The organism is Vibrio sp. 947 (assembly GCF_033339115.1).
GTDB classification, from domain to species: domain Bacteria; phylum Pseudomonadota; class Gammaproteobacteria; order Enterobacterales; family Vibrionaceae; genus Vibrio; species Vibrio alginolyticus.
Genome location: NZ_JAWOTX010000020.1, coordinates 22281 through 47489 on the forward strand (window position 1 = coordinate 22281; position 25209 = coordinate 47489).

The following is a 25209-nucleotide window of genomic DNA, read 5'->3' on the forward strand; positions in this document are numbered from 1 at the left end:
TTATGTCTATCTTTCTCTGAGCGAATTCTCTTTCGCACGTAATATAGGTTTTAACCAATAATTCAGTACTGTTTTTTCTCCTGTAAGAATGTCTACCACAACCTGCATTCCCGGGATGATCGTAAACTTATCATCAACCTTGAAAGTAACATTGGCACGGTAGTAGGCATTGCCCTCTTCATTTTGAAGTGCATCGGCGCTTACGTAGGTCACTTCTCCTTCTAGACCTCCGTAAATGACAAAGTCATAGGCAGACAACTTTACCGTTGCCGGCAGGCCAGGCCTTATGAAGGCGATATTCTGAGGAGAAATTCTCGCTTCAACGATTAACGTGCTATTACGAGGGACTATTTCTAAAATAGGCTCACCCGGCTTAACCACACCTCCGATGGTTCTGACAAAAACATCTTTGATGGTTCCATCGACCGGAGAAAGTAACTGCGTTCGATTCAACTGATCCGCAATCGCCTGACGACTTTCATTGAGCTGCGCTAGTTGCGTCACAACTTCATTGAGCTGCCCTTGTGCCTCTGCCCTAAAAGCAAGCGCAGTACCACGATAATCTGCGATGGATTCAGAATACACAGCCCTTTGTTTTTGGGCAGCAGCTTGTGAACTCGCGATGTCTCCTTTGAGCTTTATAACGTCTCTATTCAGTTTTAATAATTCCACTTCAGCTACCGCGCCACTAGAAACCACCTCTCTCAGCATATCTCGCTCTTTCGAGACAATAACCAGACTGCTTTTTAGTGTTTGAATGGTATTCAAGGTATCTAGATAAGCTTGCGATTGTTGCTCAATTCGCAATTTAGCCTCCTCCAGCTCAGACTCCAGTTGGCTCAACCGCTCAAGATAGTTTGCTTTGGCATTCAGATAGGCAGAGTGGCCGGTCATCGAAATATCAAATGTCTGAGGCTCGATACTCACTTGTTGTTTCCAATCCAGTTGGAGGCTATTCACTTTTACCGTTTCTAATTCAATTTGAAGCCTCTGCTTTCTGGCGAGCAAAGATTCAACTTGTTCAGAGGTCTCCGAATAGGTCGACTTAAACCTTGTATCATCCAGAATAGCGATGGTTTGCCCCTTAGTGACGCTTTCACCAGGCATGACAAGTAACTCCTTTAGAATGCCTCCCTCTAAGCTCTGAATCGTCTGAACAGACAAAGTAGGAACAACCTTTCCTTCGCCGACAACCACTTCGTCTAACCTCGCCCACGAGGCCCAAATAATCACACTTAGCACTAACGCGGCAGACAACCAAATCAACGTTCTCGAACGGTTTGCTAAATGAGCATTACTCCAACGAACTGTGCTCATAATTGACCTCCTTCGCGTACAATTGATACTGCGCGTACTCTGTTCGTTTTCGCGTTAGACTGTTGTTTAGCAAAAATTTCTTGGGGCGCTCCTTCCCTCAAAATTGTGCCTTTATCAAGCACAACAATTCGATCACAAAGCGATAATAAGGAATGTTTATGAGAGCTAATAATCATCGTCGTCGAGTGCGGCAACGATTTAAGAGCATTAAACAACGCATTCTCAGCTGGCTGGTCTAAGGAACTGGTTGGCTCGTCTAAAATTAATGCTGCAGGGTTTCGATAAAACGCTCTTGAAATCGCTACAGCTTGCCTTTGCCCCCCCGACAAATAACGCCCTCCTTCTCCGACTTGCGTTTCTAGACCATGAGGAAGGCGGCTCATGTACTGGTTCAAACCCGATAATTCTATCGCACGGCGTAATCGTTCTTGATCAATAACATGATGTCCTAATACTATGTTTTCCATAATGCTGCCGTATATAAGATGCGAATCTTGGCCAACCCAACCCGTTTTCTCTCTTATCAATTCGGCGGGCCAAAGCTGACTGTCAATGTCATCAAAATAAACGCTACCCTGTAAGGTACTGAGTTGATTGGTAATAATAGAAAGGAGTGTAGACTTTCCTGCTCCTGCACTACCAATAACGCCAACGCGTTCGCCTTGCTTGATAGTAAGATTAATATCTCTCAAACATGGCATATCAACATCTGGGTATTGGAAGCTCACGTTTTCTAAACGTATATTCCCTGCAAATTCGGCAGACGTAATGACCTGACTGCGTTGCACCTCCTGAGGTAAAGACATGATAGAATTTAAGCCTTCAACCGCTGTTTTTGTCTGTTGATAGCGAAGTAACAGCATAGCTAACTGGTTAATCGCCCCTGCAGCACGACCGCTAAGCATGACAATAGCAATGAGCCCCCCCATGCTGAGCAATCCCTCAGAAATTCTGTACACGCCTGTTACAAGTAACATTACGGTAATTACCTGCTGGCTAGATTGAATGGAGTAAGCAACGATATTCGAATAGTTTCGCGATTGATTTTGCCAATCAGAAAGCATGGATACCGTTTGCTCCCAACGCTTTTGTGCTTCTCCCGTAGCGTTATTTTGCTTAATCTCTTTTAAAGAGGACAATGAATCAAACAAGTGAGCTTGTCGCTTCATGGATAGTGCAGCACTTTCCGTATGTGATTGTTCTATTTTTGCTTTTACCGCAAAGCCAAGGATCAGCAGGGTAAACATGACGGCAATAGGTATGAACATCATTGCCCCACCTAGCCAACCTATTAAGACTAAAAATAACAACGTAAATGGGAGATCAACTAAGGTCACAAGAGATGCAGAAGTAAAAAAATCGCGAACACTATCAAAATCTTGTAGTTGTCGAGCGAATGCACCGACTGATGCAGGACGGTGTTCAAGTTTCATCCCCATAACTTTAGAAAAAAGTATCGAAGAAAGCTTGTTATCGATGTACTTACCCGCGGTATCAGTGACAACTCCCCTTGCTTTACGCAATAGCCAATCAAAAATAATGATGACGGAGACACCAGCGACCAAAACCCATAATGTACTGAAAGCTTGATTAGGCACTACACGATCGTAAACGTTCATAGTGAAAAGCGGAATAACTAGCGCTAGCGTATTGATAAGGAAAGAGGCAATCAAAAGATCTCGATACCACGGAGACATTTCTTTCACTACGGCGAAAAGCCAATGTTCATTATAATCCGCTTGAATAGAACTTATCCGTTTGTCCAGCTCTGGACGCATAGAAACTTGCCATGCTTGAGGCTGGAATCGATTATGCAGTTCCTCGCTCGTGACGTATTGCGTTTCACCTTGATCGTCACTAAATAACGTGACTTGATAATCGCTGTTATGTCGCTCAGATATAATAGCGGGTTGTAACGTCTTCCTATTGATTACCACCAATGGAAAGCTCAACATTGCGGTGGATTTTAAATCGATTAATGTGAGTTCAAGATCGGCTCGCTCAGCGGCTCTGATGAATAAGTCAACATCCAATCTACCCTCAACAAGAGGTAATCCAGAAAGCACCTTTTTTGTATGGTGTCTAACCTCAAAATAACGCATCAACCAAGTTAACGAATGCCCCCAAGGATCGTTAGTCAGCTCACTTGATGAGGATGAGTGATGCTTCATGACATACCACCTACTAGCAAGTTGTTGTCATCAATCATCTTCTGTAAGACATTTTCTTCGGCTACGCCAGTCGAGTCACCTTTGTAAAGCTGATCGAGAGTGACGCCCTGCATAAGAATCTGTTGTTTTGTCCCCGTCTCTTCTGGTTTTATGTGAAGCGTTACGCCATCATCATTCTCTGTTAAATCGAGCTTATTATCGACTTCTGTTATCGAGGTAGCGGTGATTATCGAGGCGATATCAATTGTGTCATTATCATCACCAATAACGGATATTTGGAAGTCGTTGATCACATCGTACGAGGGCTTTAACTCGTTACCGAGCCCTGAACTGTCAAACTCGAATACATCGCTGCCACTTCCTCCAATAAGCAAATCATTAGCATCTGTCGCAAGTAATGTTTGGTCACCCTCTTCCACTAAGGCAACATTGACTGTCTGAGCAGCACCTTCTGCGACTGTAGCACCCAGTGTTGCAATCGGTTTTATCGACAACGTAAAATCACTTGCACCGCTAAACCCGCCAACGATGGAAAGATCAGCGACATCCTCTTGATCAACAGTATAAAAGCCGTTCAATCTTTCACCATGACTCAACTCTAGATCTGTTGGTAATCCGCGAATCTCCACACTTCCAAACTCTTCGGGTGCAGGGTTGACTAAATTCATGCTCAACCCTAAAGGAATACTCCCAGACGCTTCAGACACAATAGATTGATAATCGGCCGTTAGTGTTGGCTCATCAGCTTCAGGGGTAACAACAATGGTTAGATCGGTGCTTTGCACATCTCCAAAATCGGTTTCGAGTTTCCCTGACACTATCGCTTGATCAAACGTTCTAACATTGAGAGCAACATCCATCGTTCCAAATGCATCCTTCGGAACGAACTCCAAACCTGACACTTCATTTGCTCGCACTAATACCGTCGCCACGGCATTGCCCGCGTCATCGAAGGTAAAGGATGAGAATTGAGTCCCGATACGAATCCTACCTAAGCCTTCCAATGCAGAGGGTTCAGAGCTTGCTTTGATCAACATCGACACTTCTATATATTCGTTGCTATTTGTTTCAAAACCGCTCGCTAAAAAGTCAATCGAAATGGAATCACCTTCATCTCCAGTGAACGTGTTAGAGGTTGTATTCAACGATACATCGTCGCCAATCGGTTTTACGCCGACGTTGAACTGAGAAGTGGTATAGTTATAGTCGTTTGATCCAGACTCTTGGGTAATAGCTTGCAGTGTTAGTGAAATATCCCCACTAAAATCTAGTGGCGGTAGAAAGTAAACCTTATCAAGTTGCGCTTGAGTTAGCTGCCACTCCTTGCTCTCACCATCCGTTGAACCGTTATCAGGGAGTAATTCGAACGTCCCATTATTGTCCCAAACCAACACGGCTCCGTCTGGCACTCCTGTCATGACCAAAGACATCGACTCAGAACCATCTTGATCGATTAATGATGCAGATAAGTTTCCTAAATAAATATAATTATCTTCATTACCAACTACGTCTTCTGTTTCCAGAACCGCTTTATCAACCACTGGGGCAATGGTAACGGTAACTTCTGTTGATTTAGTTTGAGTATCTTTCGCACTGTCAGTACTTAAACAACTTCCCGTGACTTCATCAGTAATGTTTGCGTCAACGGAAATAACAAGCTCTCCACTGTAGTTTTCAGGTGGGATTAACTGAATTTCGTTTAGACGCGTAACATCTGTCACTACCCATGTTCCATCACCGTTGTCAATGAGTAGGCTCGGGTCCACGGCAGTAAACCGCGCATTCTCGTCAGACACAGATAAAGAAACCCAATTGACACTTTCAAGGCCAGTCGCTGCGTCACCTTCTCCAGTAATGGACTGCATTGGCCCTTCACTATCGCCCAATACAAGAGCAAGATTCAGGTTGGTTATAGTATCTTCTTGAACCGTAACTTGGCTTGGTGCTATCGCGATATCATCGACAACAGGAGAGATTTGTACCGTAATGGTCTGAGCGGTTGTTTTCGAGTCACCATCGCATGGGGGCCGTTTCTGTCACTTCTAAATTGAAAGTAATGCATCCAGCAAAGTCCTCATCCACGCCAGTAAGCGTCAAGGAAGACAATCCAGCGCTAGAAATTGAATAACCCAACAGATTGCCCGCATTATCATAAGCAGGTATCACCCCTTCGCCAGTAAGCTCGACTCCTTCAGGTAAAGAATCTGCGGCGACAAAGAAGGAAACTAAGTTATCATCACTACTCGCCACATCAGGGTTTAAAAACGCCCCAATTGAGACATCTTCACCTTCTTTACCTACAATATCCCCACTTTGAACGCTTCCTGGTTCACCAGGATCAGCACACTGGTCTCCATCTCCTTCATGGCCAGTAATTTGAATTTGGAACTGACCTGTGATGTATTGAGCATCCGTTCCATCTCGAACATACGCTAACACATTCACATCAAGTATCTCTGTGTTAGATGGGCTATAAATCGATGCGCTAGCAAGCAAATCTTGAGCGGTTTCCAACACGCTATCACTTGTGATTCCTTCCATTGGAATCAGCCAGTTCCCATCGGCATCTTGAGAAGCACCATTCGGATGAGTAACAATGAGGTCTTGACCCTGCGGTATCTGTAAAACGATGTAATCGAGATACTCTGAACCATCAATATCCGCTTCTGTAAATGTAATGCCTCCACTCACGTCGACAGCAGACCCATCCGTACTTGTGAATACTTCAGTCGCGCCTTCTAAACGTGTTTTGTCAATATCTTCATTACCAATATCCACTTTGCCAGAAACCACGACGCTCAAAGAACCATTGATTGCCTTTACATCAGTCTCCATCGTCGGAGACGTGTCTGTCACTTCGTACTGAACTTCCAGGCTAAATGTCCCACTTAGGTCTTCATTAGCTTTTACAGTGATTCGTCCACTGTTTAACAACTCAGATAATGTTGCCGAGCTACCATCAAGTAGTTCATTGAGTTCTAACGGTAAGTTACTTTCCTCTACTGCATTACCATCAAAGTAAAGCGTTAAGCCATCTGGAATGGATACAATGGTGTATCCTGTCAAGGACTCACTAGAATCTATATCTTGATTAACGACAGGCTCAAGATTTAGTGTGATGAAATTGTCCTCAATACCATTGCTTTGTAATTCTTGACCGTCAGTTTGATCAACAATAGGTGAGATTTCCATTTCCACTTTAAGAGGGGTTTCAGCAGAATCACCATCCGGCTCTGTTGAAACGACGATAACATCCATGCTCAGTGTTCCACTAAAATCTTGCTCTGTTTTGAGGTAAGTGTTTTCAAGAACAGCGTTTGAGACCTGATAAACTGGCCCCGTTATTGGGTCCACGTAAGCAACTGGAAGAACAATAGGGTCACCATTTACATCTGTCAGTTGTGTTCCCAAAGGGATGTTCTGAAGCAAGATATTAATTTCTTCTGATAGATCGTCGTCTGATGTCTGGATGATAAAATCCAGTTGTATCAGGTTATCTTCGTCTAACGTAGAGAGATTACTAATTACTTTAGTCGCTTGATCATATTGCCAATTCCCCTGTCCACCATCTAGGACAATTGGTTCATCGACCACGCCTTTTAGCTTAATGTCAATGGTTGCAGATTGGCTCTCGGCGGTTTCATTAAGAGGTGCTAAGCCATCAATAGTCGACTCTGTTGAAATGGCGGTTACTTGAAGGGATAGAGATTCAGTAAATGAGCTGATATCCGATTTTGGTTGAAGTAACGCCTCCGAATTGGCTAGAGCATTGGAGGTCACTAGGTAGGTATTAATACCGATAAGCGTAATCCCAGCTCCGACAGGCAATGTCCAACCATCTTGAACTTCTATGCGATAAGACAGAGACTCCGAGCTATCTGTGTCAGTGAGCCGCCCTAAGATGTACTCTTTTAAGTCAATCGCTTGGTCTTCAAGCCCCTGAATGTTTTTAACGGTCAGCGTAGGCACATCGGCATCTGGAGATATATCGATAACAACTTGCTCAGTAATCTCCGCTGTTTTATCTTGCTCATCGGCAAACACACTACCCGACTCAGTCGTTACTGCCGTTACATCAAAAGTAAATCTTCCGGCTAAGTTTTCGTTAGATGTGATTTCAATTTGATCTAACTCGGACTGGCTATACGCTTTCCCTTCCTCAATAGCACTTCCGTTAAGTGTTAATATAAGTCCATCTGGAATATTCGAAATTTGGTAGTGGAGCGTTTCAGAACCGTCTTGGTCAAACTTTTCAGCGACAATATTGAGTGAAAGTGATTCAGCGGAATCTTCAACACTTTGATAAGAAAAGTCCGAATCATTAGACCACTCTGGCAAATCTGCAACCGGTAAAACGTTAACATTTAACGTATTATTGCCTTGTAATACAAAACCATCCGGTTCGACATCAGATACGATTAATGCAGACACTGCTAACGAAACTTTGATAGTGTTGCCCGACAGGTTTAGTGCTGGTTGATAAGTGAGATCACCATTTGGAACAGTGAATATACCCACCCCCATTAGCTCTGTACCAGAAAGACTAATAAATCCGTCATTATCATCATCTTCAAGGCGCGCTCCGTCTAAAAACAGAGCCCCTCCTTGTAGAGATTCAACAGAGATCCTTATCGCTTCAACACGCTCATTATTCTCCGTATCCCCAGGAGAAACTCTAATCGGTAACGCGACTGGCGTAGGGTCTCCACTGTTATTCGCGCCATTATCTTCTAACGTATCTACATTAACGGTTCGAATAAAGCCCCTGGCATCATCAAGAATTAATTGAGCTTCACTGCTTGCTTGGTCACCGTCTGCATCCGTCACAGTTATCGTTAGATCATCAAGCAAACCACCTACAGGCGTATTAACAATAAGCTCGGTAGTTAGCGTAAATGTCCCATCTTGAGCAATAGTCAGCGTTCCATATTTTAAGTTACCATCACTACTATTGATTAAATCGATGGTCCAAGCATCATTGCTAAATACCGAACTCGCCGTATCGTATGTTTCACCTGCATAGGTCAAACTTGAAATCAACGTGCCATCTGAACTGATTAAGTCGGCATTATTGCTAAACCAGTTTCCCGAAAACTCATCCCCCTCGGTAAGTTCAATTTCTATTGGTGAGCTTGTGTCTTCAGGGATATCATCCACTACACTAACGGTATATGTCTCAGCTTCAGACTGGTCGCCATCCTTATCAACGGCATAAATTGAAAAACTGAGTTCTAATGTGTTCTCGTCCGCTGGAACACCGTCAGGTTCATCGTGTTCAAGTGCACGGTATAGATCAAACTCGACAGTCCCATCGGTATTAAATCTAATTCTAAAGACGTCTTGCTCGCTTTCATCTCTTGCATATAACCAACCATTCGAGTCCGGTGAATCAAGCGAAACCAGGCTACCACTACTTGTTTTATAGCCGAGCGCATTGAACATATCGATATTCACGCTCACACTGGCGATAGAGTCTGAACCTTGTAATAGCGTAATGGATGGTGACGAGCCCTCGATGCCAGAATCAAGCGAATCATCATTCAACCCGCTTTCATTGACTGTGATTCCCTCTGTAATTACTAGTTCCGGAAACAAGCCATCATAGACCAGTATGTTGGACTCCGTAGAGATCTCGCTTCCATCAGAATCTCTCGCCACGATGGGCATAGAGATCGACAATTGCGTCCCATCACCTAAAACATGGTCAAGCGAGTGATAAAGCTCTACAGTTACATTAACAGTAGACGTATCATTTGATGGCAAAGAGAAGTCACTAGGTAACGTGACCCTAAATACAACGTCTCCAGTGTCTGAAATTGCGTCAAAGCTTCCATCATTGTTATCGTACCAAGTGACAGCCTCTCCGTTATAAGTAACAGCATCACCAAGCGTAGTTTTGACAGTATCTCCATCATTTATGTCAACACCCAGATACACAATCGGATCGAATGATGACGTAACTATCACATCCGTATTCGCTATGGCTGAAACCCCATCAGGAGCAATGTTTGTATCGACAGGTGTTTCGGTTAACTCGACATTGCCACTATTGATTAGCGCTTGTCCATTGTCGTTATCTATCACATTAATGTCTAAAACGACCGACGTGTTATCTTGGTCTGAGTCCATTGCAGTAACAACGAGAGGTACGTTTGGATCAGTATTTTCTTGTTGGTCGAGAGCCTGAAAAAGCTCAAAGGAGTAGGTAATGTCGCTATTTGCATCAATAGGTAATGAAGCATTGAGGGTAGCTTGAAAGATGGGAATCTGAGTTTGCCCATCTTCGTCAAGAATATAACCATCAAGTGTTTTGCCATCCGCAGAGACTTGATAAAGCACAACTTGTTCACCACTCGTCAACAAGGGTTGTTCAGAGACGATGAACGACAAAGATTCGAGGTAATCACTGCCAACCTCAACTTGAAAATTCCCTGAGCTCAACACACTTCCATTTGCGAGATCAGATTCTTTTACTTCTACCCCATTCAAATTATTTAAAGTTGGGTCTGCACCATCCTTTAGAACATAATCAATTTCATTATCTACAAGCGGTGTGGCATCTAAATCTACGCCGCCAATGGTCAACGGGAAAGTGACCGTATCACTGCTATTGAATTGATCGATAGGATGCTCAAGAGTAAGCGAAATTGAAGCTAATACATCATCACCCGATTCAACGCCACTCAATGTTAACGTAAATACAGTGACACCATTGGCAAATGCTGTGATTTGCTTTCCACTGGAGCTTAACGTGTAGCTAAGCTCATTATCAGAGACTGAGCTTGTAAGCCCTAATGCTTCTAACTTAGTAATAGATGACCCACCGAAATACAAACTACTCGGATCCGGATTGTCAGATCCCGCGACAATATTAACAGTTCCTTCAGAGTTCAGTATCGGGCCATCCAAAGGGACTTCTGTTACGTCTATAGTCGCATTGCCTACGTAACCTGCTTGTCCATCAGTAATGTCAATGGTCGCGTTAGCCAAGCCATAGTCTTGGGAGTCATCTGCAGCTAAATAGCTGAAAGAAACACTTTGCTCGACCGAATGATCTAGGTTTCGATCTGCATCAAACTGCCAAGAGCCATCAGAAAATACGGTTAATTCGCCTTTTTCTAAACTAAAACTTACGGATCCCCCCTCTAGAATTGACTTCTGCTCCCCGCCAGCCTCTACAAATTTCACATAAAGTGTTCCATCAAGATCAATATCATTTTCAAGTAGATTGCCCGTAATTGTTTGATCTTCTACGACTGAGTATGTGTCATCTCTAATCACCGGATCAGAGTCATAAATAGTAATCGTTAACGGTGCCACAACCGTCTCTTGTGTACCATCAGCATCACTTTGAGTGCTTTCAACCAATACGTTAGTCACCAGCTCATCTTGACCTACACCATGATCAATCGCTTCATAAAAAGTAATTTGAACCGTACCATCATCATTGACTTCTGCAGAGAAAACTAATCGGTCGTCAGTCGATGTTCCTTGTAAGCTCAACCCATCTTCTGCAACAACAACATTAATAGATTGACCAACCGATGTAAGCGCGCTCAAACTTGGTTGCTCTGCATGCAGTGCTGGCACACCATTTTCTATGTTGATGGCTGCCGAGCTGCTTTGCTCACCAAAAAATCCAACGATGTTTTCAGAAAATACCGTTGAACCGGGTAGCACTATTGTCGGCATGGTATCGACCGCGTGGTTGCCGGCGGCATCCAACACTTCTGCTTCAATGGTCCACGTGCTGTTTAGATTGAGAGTGTTTACGTCAATTCCGGTTACTGTCCACGAACCTGATGCATCAACAAGGCCAGTAAAATTCAGCGTGTTGTCTCCGTCACTTACCCGAATCGTTACTGCCAGACCTTGCTCTACACCACTGGTTGTCCCTCTCATTTCCGTGACTATACCCTCACGGAAATCATCAATGGCAAGACCACCGCTAATATAAAAATCCGTATCGATATCAATGGTGGGAGCAGTGGCATCTATGGTCGTAGCCTCATCCATCGCTTTCGCTTGGTTGCCCGCCACATCATTCACGGAGGCAGATACGGTTAACGCCCCATCGGCTAACGTGGATAAGTTCGCCCCTTCGACTTGCCACATACCATCAACGACAACGGCATTGAACGAGAGCATCACCCCCAAGCTGTCTTGAACCGTGACAGAAACCGTCTGACCATTTTCAACATCACTGACTTGCCCTGACAAAGTGACAGATTGGCGCTCTTCAATGTTTAAATAGCCGTCTCCGCCATCGTCAACGTCCACCGTCACACTTGCGAGCGTATCTTTGATGATGGTGTTTTCACTGGTTGCAGGGTTGCCCGCTATATCAATACTCTCAGCAACAACTGTCAGCGTACCTTCAGACAATCCAGAAAGGTCAACGTCGTCCAGAGACCAACTTCCACCAGTCACCACCGTTTCTAAGTTTATGACCGCTCCTAACGAGTCGGTTACCGTAACTTGGATACGCTGGCCATCTTCAATGTTTTCAATCGTCCCTTCGAGGCGAGTAGTCGCGATTTCGTACTGATTTAAATACTCATCCCCTCCACCATCAAAATTGACGTTCACCGTTGCAAGCGTATCTTTAATGGTCGTATCGACGGCGTTCAGGTTATTGCCATAAATGTCAGAAATCACAGAAGTCACCGTGAGCAGCCCTTCAGCAAGAGAAGACAGATCAACGCCTGATAGGGTATAAGCCTCGTTCTCTACGGTCGTTGTAACAGTAATGGAATTATTGAGACTGTCGGTAATGGTGATAGTAACAAGCCACTCATCGCTTATCTTGAGTGCGTCACCTTGAATCGTGACACTAGGAACTTCAAACTGGTTTTCGTATCCATCACCGCCATCAAGAATATCCACCGTTAATGTAGCATCGGGGTTCAACCGCTCAGGAGCTTGACTCTCAGAAATACGGCTCTCTGTTTCTTGCACTGCTGGCCTAGTAACATAGCCATTAGAAACGAGTTGCTCAGGTAAAACAGCGCGAATATAGGCAACAAAACTTAACCCATCAGAAGACTCACTAAAATCTCGAACGCTCTGATTAAAAGTGGATTCAATACCGTTTTGAGATGCAATTAAGATATCATTTGAACTCGATTCATCCTCACTTGTTGTATCTTCATCAAATGCAATATCGAGAGCTTCGGCATTAAGAACAACCACCTCTACTTCTGGAACTAATTGTTCTTTGGACGGAATTTGGACCCAAGAACCGTCACTTAAAATCGCCCAAAGAACATTACCGATTTGGATGTAGAGTATTGGCTGCATAATTCGACCCATATAAAACAACTAACTTTAAGTATGGTCGACGAATGTGACTGTTCAAATGAAACTAGAAAAAACATGGCCCTAAATACCTCTAATGAGATATTGAACCAAAAATATACCTCATGTACGCGAGAAAGAGCCATTGGGGTAAACTACTTCTGGCGTAACCCATCCACTGGAAATTGATTGAAATTCCCCTTGCTACAATCGGGCTTATATCCAAAGGGAGCAGGGAAAGGAATCGTATCGCAGCTTGTTGCAACGGAAGATTCAAACTTTACTCTCTTTCCTATCATGATAGGAAATAACCATGTGGCATTATTTCTTAAATCAAACTCCTCTTTAGGGTCATCAATCAAATTGTATATTTCAGGGATCTGTAATGGGCGCCCTTTCTCCGGCATGATATCTTGATCAATAAAGTGCATCTTGTAATTTTCCCACTTATAAGCGTAGGTGTCAGAGCCATTGTTAACGATGAAACCATCTCGATTAGACTTTTCAACGTCTCCCTTTAAAAAGGCCCACTGATCAATACTATCTATAGTTCTATCACTTGGTAATTTGTATCCACCGACATGAGAAAGTGAGGCAAATAGATCAACAACATGGATAATTTCATCACTCACTCTGCCCGGTTTGATATGGTTAGGCCAAGAGGCAATGAATGGTGTTCGGAGAGAGCCTTCAAGCGCCGTAAAGTACGCACCACGCCATGGTCCGCTAGAGCCTTGGTATGGCATATGCCATTCTGGACCGTTGTCAGAAAACCAAATCACTAGTGTATTGTCTTTAATTCCTGCTTTTTCTATTGCACCAATAACTTGCCCAGCTCGAAAATCTATCTCAGCTAACACATCTGAGTAATTTCCTTTGCCTGTTTTACCAATAAAATCAGGATGAGGTAGCGTCGGTAAATGTGGTTGAGTAAAAGTAATTACAGAGAAAAATGGCTTATTCTCTCTCACATTTCGATTTATAAAATCTGTGGCATGTTCAACTAGTTCACTGTCAATCGTTCTACGCGAGTCCAAATTATATTCTTTGACCCCTTTAGGGTCCTGCCCTGCTCTAGCTGAAAGGATTTGAGGTTTAGGTAATATAGCTTTATAACCGGGTTGAGAGCTATATTCTGACTCATCCGTCGTATTTGCAATGCCATACCATTCATCAAAGCCTTGATCCGTTGGAAAGCGCCCTTTTTGGTCTCCCAAATGCCATTTCCCGTAAAGGCTCGTGTTATATCCTTGTTCCTTAAACTTCTCTGCAATGGTTATTTCCCAGTTCACCATACCGTAAGGCACTCCCCAAACAACCTTATCTGTCCCAGATCTAAGCGCTCGCCTCCCCGTCATGAATGAGGAGCGAGTTGGTGTGCATTGCGGTTCCACATTAAAATTAGTAAGGCGTACACCTTCTCTAGCAAGTTGATCTAAGTTTTTGGTTTCAACACCTCTGGTACTCCCATAGGAACTTAATTCCCCCCACCCAAGGTTATCAACCAACATTACTACGACATTTGGTGTCTCTTCCGCAGCCACTTCTAACGAAATGGATAGACACAAGATAGCTGCTAGTTTTTTTATCATAGTGTTACCTTTAATTGAAATTTAATCCTGAAAGTCGGTCTTATCACTTTTAAAACATACTAAAGTCTAGCTCATAATAATTAACATTTTATAAAGATGGCGATTACTTGGATGTAATAAAAAACCTCTACTATATTCAATTAACTACATTGTCTCATCATTTGGAGTCATCTCACTCGGCCTCACCATGATGAACACAATTAGTAACGTTATATAACGGTAATGGATTCATTTCTCGCGGAGGATTTTCATGCGAAACTCGATTAAAAAGGTAATGGCATTGGTCGGAACATTAGCTGCGTCCACAGCCTTTGCTGCCGATAAGCCCAACATCCTTGTGTTCTGGGGTGACGATGTCGGTGTATACAACATTAGTGCATATCACAATGGTATGATGGGAGGTAAGACTCCTAACATTGATAAAATCGCCAATGAAGGTGCCATTTTCACAGACGCATACGCACAACAGAGTTGTACCGCCGGACGAGCCTCATTTATTCTGGGTCAACATCCATTTCGTACCGGTCTATTGACTATTGGTATGCCTGGTGCAAAAGAAGGTATTCAATCGAAAGATCCTACTATCGCAGAGTTACTTAAAAATCACGGCTATGTGTCTGGTCAGTTTGGTAAAAACCACCTTGGTGATCAAGATGAGCACCTACCAACTAACCATGGGTTTGATGAGTTCTTTGGTAACCTATACCATTTAAACGCGGAAGAAGAGCCTGAGTCTGAGTTTTACCCAAAAGATCCAGAGTTTCGTAAAAATTCGGACCTCGAGGCGTGTTGAAGGCGACTGCGGATGGCAAAATCGAGGACACAGGTCCCCTTACTCGTAAGCGTATGGAAAACGTAGACCGAGAGTTCATGGATGCTAGCTTGGCCTTCATGGAAAAAGCAGTAAAAGAAGACAAACCATTCTTTATTTGGCATAACTCAACCCGTATGCACGTCTGGACACATTTGAGTGAAGAATATCAAGGGAAGTCAGGTTACGGCTTATACGCCGATGGCATGATGGACCTAGATGATCAAGTAGGTGTCATGCTTGATAAACTTGAAGAGCTAGGCGTAGCAGATAACACCATTGTTGTTTTTAGTACCGATAATGGCGCTGAGAAATTTACCTGGCCAGATGGTGGTACTACACCGTTCAAGGGCGAAAAAGGTACGACTTGGGAAGGCGGATTCCGCGTTCCGATGATGGTACGCTGGCCTGGAAACATTAAACCAGGAACGGTTATCAACGATATCTTTTCACAAGAAGACTGGATGCCAACTCTACTCGCAGCTGTGGGCGAACCTGATGTGAAAGAAAAATTATTGAAGGGTCATAAAGCAGCGGGAAAAACCTTTAAAGCACATTTAGATGGCTACAACCAACTTGACTTGCTGACTGGTAAAGCTGAAGAAGGCGCACGAAAAGAAATCTTTTACTTCGATGCCGGTGGTAATTTAAACGCCGTTCGTTATAAAGACTGGAAGATCCACTTCAGTATTATGGAGGGTGCCATTAATGAGGCATACCGCAAAACACCTAGTTGGCCTTTGATTGTAAACCTTCGTATGGACCCGTTCGAGGTCGGTCCAGATGCAGCACTTTACGTCAGACATTTTTACGCTGATCAAATGTGGATGTTCGTTCCTGCTCAAGCTATCGTGCGTAAGTTCCTAGAGACATTTAAGGAATTCCCTGCAACAAAAGGTAGCTCGTTAAGTATTGAAAAAGTGGTAGAAACAATGACACAGCAACCGAGAAACTAGCCCTAGGTATCGAAGCTACTGTGGAATTAACTAAGGCCTCAATTGTGAGGCCTTTTATTTCGTTGCAATTGTTTGGTTGCAGCAAGTTATGGTCAAACAAAGATTATCATTTGGTACTATCTTTAAACACTTGATTCCAATCTTGTTTCATATCGACAAATAGCCAACCTTGCTCTTCACCTACTTTAAACGATTTATCTAACTTACCAACATGAGAATCTTTATCATACGCCCATTCGCGCTTGTCATCCGTGTGATGGATAATCGCAGAAAATCTTGGACCTGAACCTGCTTTCGTCCACTCTAACATCTGTAAATCACCATCAGAATTACCAAACGCCATTACCGGACGTTTGCCAATAAAGTTTTGAATCGTCACAGGCTTTACTGCTTTGTCATTGACGAAGTCTATTTCCGGCATGCGTAGGATGGTAGGTTTTCCATCAACACTTTGATATTCCGCCTTTAACGTCGTTCCCACGATGTTTTGCGTTGGAATGCCGTATACTTCCGGCGCCCAAACGCGCATAAATTCAATACCGCCTCCAGAAACGATGTAGGTCTGATAGTCGTTCGCTCTTAAATAGTCGAGCAGTTCGAGCATAGGTTGATAGACCATTTCAGTATATGGTCTACCCGTTGTTGGATGGACAGCCGTTTTCAACCATTCCTTAACTTCTTGATGAAACTGTTCAGTAGACATTCCAGAATGGGTTGCCATAACAAGCTTCATTACACCTTCGAGTCCTTGTTTACCAATCCCCTCCATGTCACCTTTTAATGCGGAAGCAAAGGGTTCGGTTGTCTTCCAATCAGGATGCTCAGAGGCCATTTCTTTTACTCTATCGATCGCAAAAAACAACTGTAGATAAACAGGCTTTTCTGCCCAAAGTGTTCCATCATTATCAAACGTCGCGATTCGTTGGCTTTCAGGCACATAGGAATCCGAACCTTGGGTCGTTGTTTTCGTAACAAACGCCATAATAGCTTGCTTAGCGTCAGTGTTGTTCCATGACGGAAGTGGATCTTGCATATCAGCAGCAACAGCGTAACTAGACAGAGCAAAACCTGTTGCTAAGACAATCGCCTTTAACTTTATAGCCATCTTAATTCCTTATATTGACGTACAAAATATGACCCAGTTGAAAGTATAGTCGAGGATCGAAAACAGAGAGAACGGCTAAAGGTAAACACCAAGAGAAAGTTATGTCATAGTGTCGTGTAGATTAAAGAGACGCATGCTGAATAACCCTCTATTGGCGACTTTTTTCAGCCTCACAATTCGCTTTTTCTTGTCGCTGAAATCTTATTTTTACCTTTCTTTTTGAGCTCTTCAATAACATAGTCGGGAGCGACCTTCTTTAGCTCTGTTAAACAGTCATCCGTTTTAGGGTTACCGTATCGGACATAGATGTCACACACGGCATACAGTTGTTCTGGAGCACCAGATATCAAATACGCTTGCTCAAAAGCGTTGACAGACCTCTTCAAGTCTAACTCTTCTTGCAGAACACCATTTAAGTACCAAAAGTAACTATTCGTCTTTGCCATCGTCGCAGCTTTGTCTATTTCAAACGCCGCTTCTTTCTTTTTGTCTAATCTAACCAAAGCGAGAGATTTAGAATAATGCAGCGAGGCATCTTCTGAATTTAGCTTGATACCCTCGTCAAGCACGTTGATAGCTTTTTGGTCTAGCTGTTGCGCTCGGAAGTTGTCTGCGTAGCTTAACCAAACTTGAGGGTTGTTTGGCTCAAGCTTAGTTAACTCTGGGTATATCAGCGCCGCTTTATCCCAATCACGATGCCAACGGTAAACGTCTGCAAGTAATAACTTGGAAACATTATCGTTCTTACTGGACAAGTGTGCTGTCAGCTCTGAAACAGGCCCTTCAAGTGACTGCTGTTGCTCTGAACTCAAATTGGCGTAATCTCGAACGAGGTTAATCGCTGCTGTAATTCGCACCATGGCGGCGTCATCACTCAATAATGGTGAAATCAAACGCCAACGGTGCTCAATCATATATGGCTGTGCTCCCACGATCGCAGCTTCGCGAATACCTGCATCTTCATCCTGCAACCCACGCGCAACTGCAACCAATGCATTTTGGCTTGGATAGTTGGCTAACTCACGTAAAGCATCAATACGTTTTTCTGAAGACAACTTTTTATTTTGCGCATCATAAGACAGCTTTTCGACTCGTTGCGCCGGTGTCATTTGAGCTTCTTGTGGAGTGACAACCGTTGTCGGCGATACTTGATCTGGGTCTAGCAATGTTGTTTCTTGTGCCACCACGGCTTGACTCGTAGCAATGCCGATCGAGATCACGAGTAATGATTTAGAGAGCAGCTTAATTTTTTGCATTCAATAACCTATATTCTTTCATTTCCGGGCCTGTAGCAGGCGTAGTGACTATCTTAAAACTTCGTTTCAAACACAGTCTGTGTTTGAGTAGCTTGCTGGCGTAGAATCTGGTCACTGTATTTACCGTGAACCACTGGGTTACCTGTCGCTCGTAAGATGTACGCCATCGACTGATCAACATGGGTAAAAAACTTCTTCCAACCCGCGCAGAGATAATTAAGACCAGGCTCACCTTGCCTAGTACGGATAAAACGGTTTTTGGGACATTCTCCAAAACATGCAAATTGATAATCACATTGAAGGCACTGTTGGGGCAGCGTACGACTTTTAGCAAACCCAAATTTCTGCTGCTCAGAGCTATAAGCGAGCGTATCGAGCTTTTCGTGATGAATGTTTCCAACCTTATATTCTGGGTACACGTAATGATCACACGCAAACACATCACCATTAGGCTCCATTGCTAAGCCTTTCCCGCAGATTTCACCTAACGTACACAGTGGGTTTTTTCTGCCCATCCAGGTTTCGATACTGGCTTCAAAGTACTGAACAAACACGTTGCCGATATCGTGTAAAACCCATTCATTGAAAATCGCGATCAGAAAATTTCCCCATGCTTCATCCGCAACGCAAAAAGGCTCAACAACGGCATCTTTATGACCAGGGATCAGCCGTTTATCTCCTTGCTTTAGTTGCTCGTTTGGCTCCCAAGTTTGAGGGGCGGTTGTTCTGAATGTTTTCTGCTCAACTATTGGAATAAACTGCATTTGAGGGGAGCGTACTTCATCTCGCAAGAATCGGTACACTTCAAGTGGGTTACGGCTGGTCAAGTTGTTAACACAAGTGAGCGTAGCAAACTTTACTTCGTGCTTATGTAATAGTTCAACCGCATTCATAACTTGCCGGAATGTGCCTCTACCAGCTCGGTTTGTTCGATAAGCGTTGTGCATCATTTCTGGGCCATCAATGCTTAAACCGACGAGAAAGTTGTTCGCCTTTAAAAACTCACACCATTCATCGTTAAGCAGTGTGCCATTAGTCTGGAGATCATTGGAGATCGTAATACCATCGGGACGGTATTTATTCTGTAGCTCAACAATTGTCTTGAAATAATCCAAACCTAGCATTGTCGGCTCACCACCCTGCCAAGAGAAAATGATTTCAGGTGTATTCTGTCCCGCTATATATTGACGGATATAGGTCTCTAGCGTTTCCTCATCCATGACTGGTGAGCAGCCTGGCTTGTACTCAAGTAAATCTTGTTTGCTTAGGTAATAACAATAGGTGCAATCGATATTGCACACTGCACCGATAGGTTTCGCCATGACATGTAATCGCTTGGATGCTTTCCCATTGAACTGCGGACCTTGAGTTATGTGCATTCATCACCTTCTTAGTTGCTAGCCTGTGCCCAACGACGTTAAGACTAATCATTAAGTTAATCGCCTAGTGTGATGATAATGTTCAATTATTCGTGGCGCTTGTTATAGTGTGTATAACTGTTTTTCATAGACTTGCCTGATAAAATTTTTTGATCATAAATGTTGATGGAGCTCCCCTATGAAGCATTCCAAAAGTAATACTCTTTACCTTGGTGCCGCTATTTCGATTTCGCTAATTATGACTGGATGTGCAACAACACAACCTAGCCCTCTTGCTCAAAAAATCGATCAAGATATGGTTCTTATTGAAGGCGGACAATTTACGATGGGCTCGGATAATCCATCAGCAAATAAATCCGAGCGCCCGGCCCGCACCGTTCGCGTGGAAGATTTCTATTTGGCAAAATTTGAGGTAACCCAAGAGTTATTCGAATCGGTTACAGGATCTTCTCTGAGCTATTTTAGAAACCCAAATACGCCCGTAAATAACATTAGCTGGCAACAAGCCAATTATTTTATAAAGAAATTGAATGAAAAAACGGGAGAGCACTATCGTTTACCCACCGAAGCAGAATGGGAGTTTGCAGCGAAAGGGGGGAATCTAAGTCAAGGATTCACTTACGCGGGGTCTGATGATATTAACGACGTTGCCTGGTATGCCAGTAACTCAAACAATAAAGCACACAAGGTAGGTCAGAAAAAACCGAATGAGCTTGGCTTATACGATATGACGGGTAATGTTGGTGAGTTTGTTATTGATGCCTTTGATGAAGGCTATTACAAATCGGCACCAAGTGATAATCCGGTAAACGCAAAAGATGAAAAAGAAAGCCTTGCACACAAGTCTGTACGAGGTGGTAGCTTTGCCTATGATGCTGACGAATCCGAAAACTATCGTCGCGATTTTGCTAGCCAGTCAGTCATCATGTCCGACATGGGGCTGAGATTAGCGAAAGACGCTGATTAAACTAAGTAAGAAAAAAGTGGAGCGATAAAAGCTCCACTTTTGGTAATTAGCTCCTATTGACCCCAACAATAGAGGCTTTAAGCTGATCAATAGCTTGTTTAGGTGCATAGTGACTAAGCTCTTGTATGCACCGATCGAAAGCAAAAGCGACAGCACCTTTTTTATGATTTCTCGCTAGAACCTCGCATTGAGCAAACAAGTGTTGTGGATTGCCACCGACTTCAAATGCTGTATGCAACGCTTTACTGGCTTCTAGAACATCGCTTTTTTCTAAAGCTAGACCGTACACGTACCAATAATGCGCATTAGTTTCACCAACTTCTGCGGCGCGTCTAAGTAGCTTTTTCGCATCATCGGCTTTGCCTTGACGTAACAAAGAAAGACCTGCGCTGTATGGTAATGTGCTGGATTTAGGTTGAGCTTTCATCCCTTGTTGTAGCACCGTGATCGCAGCTTCTTCTTTACCTAGGTGGCGATACAAATCTGCTAGGTTAACGTAGCTATTTTCGAAATAGGGTTCGATGCTGATCGCTTGTTTATACAGCTCGGCCGCTTTGTCGATTTCACCTAAGCTGCGGTACACATTCGCCAAATTGGTTCTTCCGAAACCACGATCGGCATTAAACTCTTGAATTTCCATGTACTCTTCTAAGGGCAATTTAATGATATCTTTTTGTAAAGGGGTCATTTGTTCGTAGTTCGCTACCAGCACCGAGGCAGCTTCCGCTCTCACTGAAAGCACCGGGTCACCAAGCAATGGCTCTAGAATCCGCCACCGATCATGAAATTCATAACCAGACGAGCCTGAAATTGCCCCTAATCGAACCATTTCATTCTCATTCTTAACGGCCCTAGCCAAAGATACTGTTGTATTTTGGTCAGTGTTGCCCCCCATTCTCTCCAGGGCTGAGGCGCGAATAATGTCTTTTAAAGACGAATCCTGAGCAGAGTATGCCAACGCATTTGCTGCTCCTTGATGACCAATTGAATCCGCATAAAATGCGACAGCAAAATGTTGTTGATTACGATACTTCGAATTCGGGTACCATTCTGCTATCTGTTCATCGGCCCATTGATTGCTTTTATCTTCATGGCATGACATGCAAACATTGGGCGTTCCAATGTGTTTGCTCAAATCCGGTCGTGGAATATGCCAACTGTGGTCTCTACGAGGATCGACTTGCATGTAAGTCGTTTCTGGCATGTGACAAGCCGTACATTGCGATGCTTCAGATCCAGCCTTATGAAAGGTATGCTTTTCAGGTGTATATTCCGATGCAATATGGCATTGCGAACATACTGCCTCTTCTGGGATCGTTAACTCTGCCGTGTGTGGATCATGGCAATTAGTGCACGTGACCCCCTTCTCCGCCATTTCAGATTGAAGAAACGAACCATAAACATAATCTTCGTCGTAAATCTGTCCATCATGATAGTAGAGTTCAGGTGTTATAAGACTTAAGCGATATTTATCAAAAAAAGAACCTTTAACATGATCACCTGTTTCATTTAACTGGGTTCGACGACTATGGCATTGAGCGCATGTTTGCACTTGATTGGTTGCTTCAATTGATTTCGGCTGTAACGTACTATGGCCTTCCTCAAACACCCAATCCGACACTGCTTTAGACAAATTTCGATCAAAGCCATAATGGCTGTCATGCTCAAAAGAAGTGCCAGCATTTTTGTATTTCTTGGCCAGTTCTATGTGCTGACTAGCGGGACCATGGCATGCTTCGCATCCCACATTAATCTCTGACCATGAGCTGTTGTAAGTGTTTTTGTCAGCGTCGTAATTCTTCTTTAGGTTCGTTGAATGGCAATCAGCACACATGAAGTTCCAATTTTGCCCGGTATTGGTCCAATAGAATTCATCCGTTGTTGTCGTTTCTGGATAAAGATGAAACCAACGCTGTCCCCCTTCAACTTTAGCTCTTGTGTCCCAAGCAAAAGGAATAAGCTGCACGCGGCCATCTTCAAACTCGACCATGTACTGCTGTAATGGCTCCCAGCCAAATGTATAGCTGATCTTATAGTCACGCCATTGCCCGTCAGCACCTTGAATATTGACCCAAAATTCGTCGCCTTTTTTAAAAAAACGATTAGGCATTCCTTTGTGCGTTACAACATGGTTATCAAAATCACCACGCACAGAGGTTGTACTTGCATGCTTCATGGCCATATCGTGATGTGACCCTTTCCAGGCCTCCACCTCGTTTTGGTGGCAATCTATACAAGCTTGTGTGCCAGCATATTCTGGATTTAAGCCTGAAGGAATATTTGGTTTCTCTGTTAATAACTCTTGAGAAAAAGCCATAAAACTGACAACAACGTTGACCAGCAATAAAATGCGAAACCGGCCTGCCCACTGACTCATAGATATCCTTATATTTATAATGTACAACCTAAATCAATATAGACACTAAATCACTGGTTATACAAATAATTACAAGCAATACATAACGACTTTAGTATTGCTTTAGGACCGTAAAACAAGCGAGCATCCTATTGTTTTTCATTTCCATCCCCTCTTCTACTACGCAATAAAAATAAGGCTCTTAAGTGATCTAAATCTACTTTACGAATCTCTACAAACTAACAGAACAATCCTATTTCTTTTTAATTAACAAATGGTTACAACCTAGCAATAACTTATGGTTATATCGAGTATAAGAGGATTTTTCTATATACATCATTAACTTATGCAGCAACTAAGCATAAGGCTCACTTGTGCTTATCTTTACTCTCAACAATCTGGAGTTTTTATGGCAAATCAATTGAGCAAAATCGCTGTAGGCGCAGGACTGTTAGCGGCGTCCAGTGCCGCTATGGCAGCCGACAAACCGAATATTCTGGCAATTTTTGGTGACGATATCGGCTACTGGAATATCAGCGCATACAACCAAGGTATGATGAGTTACAAAACGCCAAACATCGACCGTATAGCGAATGAAGGCGCGTTGTTCACAGATCACTACGGACAACAGTCTTGTACTGCTGGTCGCGCGGCCTTTATTACAGGTGAAGAGCCATTTCGTACGGGTTTGTTAACAATTGGTATGCCAGGCTCTGACCACGGTATACCTGATTGGGCGCCAACCATTGCAGATCTGTTAAAAGAACAAGGTTACATGACGGGTCAATTTGGTAAAAACCACTTAGGTGACCAAGATAAGCACTTACCGACCAAACACGGCTTTGACGAATTCTTCGGTAACTTATATCACCTAAACGCAGAAGAAGAGCCTGAAACTTATTACTACCCTAAAGACCCAGAGTTTCGTAAAAACTATGGCCCTCGTGGTGTAATTAAGTCTTATGCCGACGGTAAGATTGAAGACACTGGCCCGATGACACGAAAACGTATGGAGCACGCAGATGAAGAGTTCCTAGAGAGCTCTTTGGCATTTATGGAAAAAGCAGTTAAGGCGGATAAACCCTTCTTTATTTGGCATAACGCCACTCGTATGCACGTTTGGACTCGCTTGCAGGAAAAATACCAAGGTAAATCAGGTGTAAGCATTTATGCCGATGGTATGCTGGAACATGATGATCATGTAGGTGTTTTACTCGACAAGCTGGATGAGCTAGGTGTTGCAGACAACACTATCGTTATCTACTCAACGGACAACGGCGCAGAAACCATGACTTGGCCAGATGGTGGCGCAACACCATTCCATGGTGAAAAAGGTACAACTTGGGAAGGCGGTATGCGTGTTCCTCAACTGGTTCGTTGGCCAGGCGTCATTAAGCCAGGAACCAAGATCAATGAAATGATGGCACACCAAGACTGGTTGCCTACATTATTGGCAGCTGCTGGCGTACCTGATGTAAAAGAAAAACTGGCAGAAGGCTACAAAGCAAATGGCAAAGAGTGGCGTGTACATTTAGATGGTTATAACTTCATGCCATACTTTGAAGGTAAGGAAGAAAAAGGCCCTCGTGAGTCGCTGCTTTACTTTACGTCTAATGGTGAATTAAACGCTGTCCGCTGGAATGACTGGAAACTTCACTTTGCAACGCTTGAAGGGAACCTAAGTAACGCAGTTCGTTTTGCTCCGAACTGGCCTAAAATCATCCACCTACGCGCTGACCCATTCGAAAAAGGCCCAAGCGAATCACAAATGTACTTGCGTTGGATGGCTGACAACATGTGGCTATTTGTACCTGTTCAAGACGTTGTGGGAGAGTTCTTTAAAACACTTCCAGAATACCCAATGCAACGTGGCACAGCGATGAACCCTGCTTCACTAAACTACGACTCTCTAAAAATGCAAGAGAAGCTGCAGCAACTAGACAAAGTTGAACAAGAAATCAGCAAGTTTAAGTAAACTAAGTTAACGTTAGTTAATCAGTAA

Annotated in this window: 9 protein-coding genes and 2 pseudogenes; 3 read left to right on the plus strand and 8 right to left on the minus strand. The window is 43.4% G+C overall.

The window, feature by feature from the left end; translation table 11 throughout:
- Positions 1–6: 6 nt before the first annotated feature.
- From R7Q39_RS21245 to R7Q39_RS21265, 4 genes and pseudogenes are all read right to left on the minus strand, one after another.
- Positions 7–1317 carry an HlyD family type I secretion periplasmic adaptor subunit gene (locus R7Q39_RS21245; protein ID WP_395221182.1) on the minus strand — a complete coding sequence of 437 codons (1311 nt, stop codon included), beginning with the start codon at positions 1315–1317 and terminating at the stop codon, positions 7–9.
- A complete protein-coding gene (locus R7Q39_RS21250) occupies positions 1314–3488 on the minus strand; it encodes a type I secretion system permease/ATPase (protein ID WP_318076798.1) in 2175 nt (724 codons plus the stop codon). Before R7Q39_RS21250 ends, R7Q39_RS21245 begins: the two co-directional genes overlap by 4 nt.
- Positions 3485–12788, minus strand: a pseudogene (locus tag R7Q39_RS21260) (Ig-like domain-containing protein). Before R7Q39_RS21260 ends, R7Q39_RS21250 begins: the two are co-directional and overlap by 4 nt.
- A gap of 152 nt (positions 12789–12940) precedes the next feature.
- Complete coding sequence (locus tag R7Q39_RS21265) at positions 12941–14377, minus strand: arylsulfatase (RefSeq protein WP_237305920.1); 1437 nt, start codon at positions 14375–14377, stop codon at positions 12941–12943.
- Positions 14378–14627: 250 nt separating this feature from the next.
- Here R7Q39_RS21265 and R7Q39_RS21270 point away from each other — a divergent pair.
- Positions 14628–16144, plus strand: a pseudogene (locus tag R7Q39_RS21270) (arylsulfatase).
- A gap of 106 nt (positions 16145–16250) precedes the next feature.
- On the opposite strand, the gene R7Q39_RS21275 reads toward R7Q39_RS21270, so the two are convergent.
- The 3 genes from R7Q39_RS21275 to R7Q39_RS21285 form a co-directional block, all read right to left on the minus strand.
- Complete coding sequence (locus R7Q39_RS21275; RefSeq protein WP_130546080.1) at positions 16251–17249, minus strand: HAD family hydrolase; 999 nt, start codon at positions 17247–17249, stop codon at positions 16251–16253.
- 170 nt (positions 17250–17419) lie between these two features.
- Positions 17420–18505, minus strand: coding sequence for a hypothetical protein (locus R7Q39_RS21280; RefSeq protein ID WP_130546079.1), 1086 nt, complete (start codon positions 18503–18505; stop codon positions 17420–17422).
- Between the two features lie 53 nt (positions 18506–18558).
- Positions 18559–19884, minus strand: a complete 1326-nt coding sequence (locus tag R7Q39_RS21285) for an anaerobic sulfatase maturase (RefSeq protein WP_130546078.1) — start codon at positions 19882–19884, stop codon at positions 18559–18561.
- 238 nt (positions 19885–20122) lie between these two features.
- Between R7Q39_RS21285 and R7Q39_RS21290 the strand changes: the two genes are divergently transcribed.
- Entirely contained in the window at positions 20123–20851 is a 729-nt protein-coding gene (locus R7Q39_RS21290; protein ID WP_372034459.1) for a formylglycine-generating enzyme family protein, read from the plus strand.
- A 46-nt stretch (positions 20852–20897) separates the two neighbouring features.
- Here R7Q39_RS21290 and R7Q39_RS21295 read toward each other — a convergent pair whose 3' ends face one another.
- A complete protein-coding gene (locus tag R7Q39_RS21295; protein ID WP_318076801.1) occupies positions 20898–23228 on the minus strand; it encodes a tetratricopeptide repeat protein in 2331 nt (776 codons plus the stop codon).
- Between the two features lie 388 nt (positions 23229–23616).
- Here R7Q39_RS21295 and R7Q39_RS21300 point away from each other — a divergent pair, with 388 nt between their 5' ends.
- Positions 23617–25182 (plus strand): arylsulfatase, encoded by a 1566-nt coding sequence (locus tag R7Q39_RS21300; protein WP_005377767.1) that lies wholly within the window; start codon positions 23617–23619, stop codon positions 25180–25182.
- The last annotated feature ends 27 nt before the right edge of the window (positions 25183–25209 follow it).